This window comes from Roseinatronobacter ekhonensis (assembly GCF_900499075.1).
Classification (GTDB): Bacteria; Pseudomonadota; Alphaproteobacteria; order Rhodobacterales; family Rhodobacteraceae; genus Roseinatronobacter; species Roseinatronobacter ekhonensis.
In genome coordinates this window covers 1-3997 of record NZ_UIHC01000106.1, presented here as the reverse complement: position 1 = coordinate 3997, position 3997 = coordinate 1, and the positions used below count along the sequence as shown (strand labels likewise).

The 3997-nt window shown below is 63.2% G+C and carries 5 protein-coding genes and 1 pseudogene; 3 read left to right on the top strand and 3 right to left on the bottom strand.

Annotated elements, in window-relative coordinates; genetic code table 11:
- Positions 1-201 (top strand): annotated as a pseudogene (locus ROE7235_RS18940) (IS630 family transposase); the annotation flags it as partial.
- A 469-nt stretch (positions 202-670) separates the two neighbouring features.
- On the opposite strand, the gene ROE7235_RS18935 reads toward ROE7235_RS18940, so the two are convergent.
- Genes ROE7235_RS18935 through ROE7235_RS18925 form a run of 3 tightly spaced genes read right to left on the bottom strand, consistent with a single transcriptional unit; the run spans position 671 to position 2965 of the window.
- Positions 671-2011, bottom strand: a complete 1341-nt coding sequence (locus tag ROE7235_RS18935) for a sensor histidine kinase (RefSeq protein ID WP_121097477.1) — start codon at positions 2009-2011, stop codon at positions 671-673.
- Complete coding sequence (locus tag ROE7235_RS18930) at positions 2008-2667, bottom strand: response regulator transcription factor (protein ID WP_121097474.1); 660 nt, start codon at positions 2665-2667, stop codon at positions 2008-2010. The genes ROE7235_RS18935 and ROE7235_RS18930 overlap by 4 nt, the downstream gene beginning before the upstream one ends.
- A 1-nt stretch (position 2668) precedes the next feature.
- Complete coding sequence (locus tag ROE7235_RS18925) at positions 2669-2965, bottom strand: PepSY domain-containing protein (RefSeq protein ID WP_121097471.1); 297 nt, start codon at positions 2963-2965, stop codon at positions 2669-2671.
- Between the two features lie 130 nt (positions 2966-3095).
- Here ROE7235_RS18925 and ROE7235_RS18920 point away from each other — a divergent pair, with 130 nt between their 5' ends.
- Together ROE7235_RS18920 and ROE7235_RS18915 are read left to right on the top strand one after the other, a co-directional pair.
- Entirely contained in the window at positions 3096-3401 is a 306-nt protein-coding gene (locus ROE7235_RS18920; RefSeq protein ID WP_121097467.1) for a PepSY domain-containing protein, read from the top strand.
- Positions 3401-3916 carry a cytochrome b/b6 domain-containing protein gene (locus tag ROE7235_RS18915; RefSeq protein ID WP_121097464.1) on the top strand — a complete coding sequence of 172 codons (516 nt, stop codon included), beginning with the start codon at positions 3401-3403 and terminating at the stop codon, positions 3914-3916. The genes ROE7235_RS18920 and ROE7235_RS18915 overlap by 1 nt, the downstream gene beginning before the upstream one ends.
- Positions 3917-3997: the final 81 nt, after the last annotated feature.

Genomic DNA, 3997 nt, shown 5'->3' with positions numbered 1-3997 from the left:
CTCAATCCAATTGAACGTCTTTGGGCGGTCTTGCACCATTATGTCACCCACAATCGCTACTACCGAAGTCAGAAGCAATTCGCCGACGCCATCCTTGCATTCATGCGTGAGACCATCCCGCAGGAATGGAAGAAATTCCGCGACAAGGTGTCAGATAACTTCCGCGTCATAACACACGAGAACTTTCGGGTTTTGGAGTAGAAGAAGTATAGGCGCAGAACATGACAGTCAAACGACAATTGCTGTGCAGCAGCATTTTTGGGTCAGGGCTAGACCAAGATGCCGTTCAGAACCGCAAAATTAGCGAAGAACGCTTGTTAATTGACCACACAGACAACAGATATCTGGAACGGGATGTCGGGTGCGGATACGCCTGTACAGGCTTCCGTCAGGCCCCAAACCGCGCGCTTGGGAAACATGAATTAGGTGCATCACCGACTGGCAACAGCACTTGCCTGTGGCTTTTGTAAGACCACCATAAAAGTAAAGAGCGCAGGTTGTCGCGCGCCGCCGCATCGGTCACTTAGGGCGCAAGACCGACCTGCGGCGGTGCAACTTTGATCATACAATGAACGCTCAATGTCGAGGCGGCAGGGAGTGGCGGACCTTCGCGACGCAAGCGAGTCTTTGACTTTGCGTCATTTTACAGAGTCGCGGCCTGCTGGGGCCTCTAAGCGGGGCTGCCATTGCGCGCGGGCAAAACCAATGTTGCAGTCAGGCCGGGCGTGGCGTCTGAAAGGGACAGCCGCCCGCCTGCAGCCTCGGCTATCTCGGCGGCGATGGAAAGGCCAAGACCCATGCCGGATTCGTCGGCGCGCCCGTGGCGGGCGATAAGTTCGGCACGTCGGTCGGATGGGATGCCAGTGCCGTTATCGGACACGCTCAGAAGGGTCTGCCCATCTTGTTCCGTGACCGACAGGATCACACGGGACCGCGCGTGGCGGGCGGCATTCTCAGCCAACGCTCCCAGCGCTTCTGAAAGGTCGGCCTCGTCCAGCCCCACACAGGTGCCCGGCGGGATCTCGATCCGCCAGTCGAGGGTTTCGCCATCTGGGGTCCGGCGCAGCACGGCCACCAAGCGCTCGACCACTTGCGCGGCATCCGCGACCGCATCGGCTGTGCGCGCGGCAGTGCGCGCGCGGGCCAGTTCACGGTCTACGGTGCGGCGCATCGCGCGGGCGGTATCTTCGATCGCGTTGGCCCGCGCAGCCTCTCCGGCCAAGCGCAGGCGCGCGGCCTCGCCCATCAGCGCCTGAAACGGTGTCTTCAGGCCATGCGCCAGATCGGCGGCGCGTCCGCGGGCGCGGTCGGTTTCAGCTTCGCGCGCAGCCAGCAACGCGTCGATCTCATTCGCCACGGGCAGCACTTCTGCGGGCCATTCCCGGCCCATTCGCTCGCCGCGCCCCGCGCGCAGTGCGGCAACGCGGGCTCCTACACCGCGCAACGGGTGAAGGCCCACAGATAGCTGCACCCATCCCGCCGCGATAAGCCCAAGGGCCAGCAAACCCATGTAAGGCGCCAGATCGGCCATGAACGCGCGGCGCGCCTCTTCCAGTTCGGCGGCGGCCATGCCTACTGCCACGCGCACGGCGGCACCGCCCAGCCTTTGCGGCAGCGTCACAGACCGTTCCATCACCAGCAGCGGCGCGTCCTCTGGCCCGGTCAAGCGGTGCACATGCACGCCCCCGTCGCCCAGCGTGTCGTCAGGAAGATCGAGCGCGCTGTCCCAGAGCGAGCGGGACCGGGTCAGCCCGTCAGGCCCCTCGATTTGCCAGTAAAGCCCGCCATAAGGTTTGTCGAATCGTGGATCCGCAGGCGCGCGCGCCAGCGTCAGCCCATCGGAGCCCCGTTCCAGCCCTGCCAGCACCTGATCAAGCTGCACCTGCATTTCAGCGACCGCGCGGCGTTCCACATGCGCACCAAAAAGCTGCGACAGACCGAAAGCGGTTAGGCCAAGCGCCGCGACAATCGCAAGCGCGCCCGCAAGCGCAAGGCGCAGGCGCAGGCTCATGCCTGCTCCAGAAAATAGCCGAAACCGCGACGTGTGCCGATCACGCCGGGGCCCATTTTCCGGCGCAGCCGCGCGATCACGGCCTCCAGCGCATTGGCCTCACGCGAATCGTCATCGCCATAAAGATGTTCCAGCAATTCGGTCGGTGGCACCGGACGGTCGCGGTGCTGCATCAGGTAGGCCAGCAGCCGGTATTCCAGCGCGCTCACCTGCACCGGAAGACCGCGCAGCGCAACCCCCATGCGGTTGGTATCAAGGCTCAGATCTCCCGCCTCTTGCAGCGCGCCCGCGTGCCCGCCCGCGCGTCGCACAAGGGCACGGGCGCGGGCGACAAGCTCTTCCATACGGAAAGGTTTGGGCAGGTAATCATCCGCACCGGCCTCGATCCCCTCGACGCGTTCCTGCCATGTCCCGCGCGCGGTCAGCACAAGAACCGGCATGGTCCGGTCATTGGCGCGCCAGCGTTTGAGGACAGCCAGACCGTCAAGGCCGGGCAGCCCAAGATCCAGCACGACGAGATCATACGCCTCGGTATCGCCCAGAAACCACGCATCCTCCCCGTCATTGGTCAGTTCAACCCGAAACCCTGCCGCGGTCAATGCGGCTGCAAGATCGTCGGCGATCCGGGCATCGTCTTCCACGGCGAGCGCGCGCATCTCAGTCGTCCCCCTCGCGCTCAATCTCCAGCACAGTGCCGGTGGCCGCGTCGATTTCCATCTCATAGAGCTGCCCATCGCGCGCTACCAGTTCCAGCTCGTAGATCCAGCGGCCATCATCACGCTCAAGTTCAAGTTCGATAACGCGTCCCGGGCGCGCCGCCTCGGCGGCCTGAAGAATTTCCGACAGCGGCAGGATCTCGCCTGCCTCCAGCGCTCGGCGCGCGCGGTCGTGGTCGGCGCGATCGGCCCATGCGGGAGACGCGAGTAACGCAAGGATCAAAGCAAGATGTTTCATAGGAACAGTATCTATCGCCGTCAGCCTGACAGCAAGCTGACAGGCACGGTCAGCACGGCGTCAGGCGGCATGGCGCAAAAGGGATCACCGGCAGCCAAGGACGCTGCCACATCACAAACGGAGATATAACATGAAACGCACCATTCTTTTTACCGCATCGCTGGCCTCGGCCCTTGGTCTGTTTGCGCTTGGCGCCACCGCGCAGTCCCAGACGCAAGAGCGCATGAGCGTCGTGCAAATCGCCACGATGTTCGAGGAACAGGGATACACAGTTCTGGAAATCGAGTTCGAGCGCGGCCACTACGAGGTTGATATGCTTGATGGCAAGGGCATGAAGGTCGAAGCCTACCTTGACCCGGTGACGGGTGAGGTTCTGCCCTACCGCGACGATGACTATGACGAAGATGACCGGCCTTATGAGCGCAATGACGACTGATGGCCAACACGTCTGATACGTCCACGATGCGGGTCTGGGACCCCTTGATCCGCATCGGGCATTGGGTCCTTGTGGCAGGTTTTGCCACCGCCTACCTGACGGAAGGGGAAGCCGCATGGCTTCACACTTACGCAGGCTACGCCATCGCCGGGACGGTTGCGCTGCGCATTGTCTGGGGTTTCATCGGCCCCCGGAGGGCGCGATTCTCTGATTTCGTGACTGGCCCGGGGCGCGTGATCCGGTATCTGCGCGATCTCGTCCTGGGCCGGGCCAAACGTCACGTTGGCCATAGCCCGGCGGGTGGCGCGATGACGGTGGCCTTGCTGTTCGCGCTGACGCTGACCGCGCTGTCGGGTATGGCAACCCTCGCGGTGGAAGAGGGCGAAGGCCCGCTGGCGGGTGTCATCTCCGCGCAAACTCTTCCGGGATGGGCAATAGAGGATGCACACAGCGACCACGGCGAGACAGAGAGATATGCGCAGAAGTTGGTGACGCCTGATCAGGCGGCGGCTTGAACGTGGCGGAGGCCGTCGCGGAACTCAACCCCTTGGATGATCTCGGGCAGGCGGTTCCGGCCATCGAGTTTGCGCCATTTC

What these genes read in the sequence shown, in the direction of transcription:
- ROE7235_RS18925 (WP_121097471.1), bottom strand. Translation starts at nt 2,965, where the DNA reads ATGAAACATCTTGCTTTGATCCTTGCGTTACTCGCGTCTCCCGCATGG.
- ROE7235_RS18915 (WP_121097464.1), top strand. Translation starts at nt 3,401, where the DNA reads ATGGCCAACACGTCTGATACGTCCACGATGCGGGTCTGGGACCCCTTG.
- ROE7235_RS18920 (WP_121097467.1), top strand. Translation starts at nt 3,096, where the DNA reads ATGAAACGCACCATTCTTTTTACCGCATCGCTGGCCTCGGCCCTTGGT.
- ROE7235_RS18930 (WP_121097474.1), bottom strand. Translation starts at nt 2,667, where the DNA reads ATGCGCGCGCTCGCCGTGGAAGACGATGCCCGGATCGCCGACGATCTT.
- ROE7235_RS18935 (WP_121097477.1), bottom strand. Translation starts at nt 2,011, where the DNA reads ATGAGCCTGCGCCTGCGCCTTGCGCTTGCGGGCGCGCTTGCGATTGTC.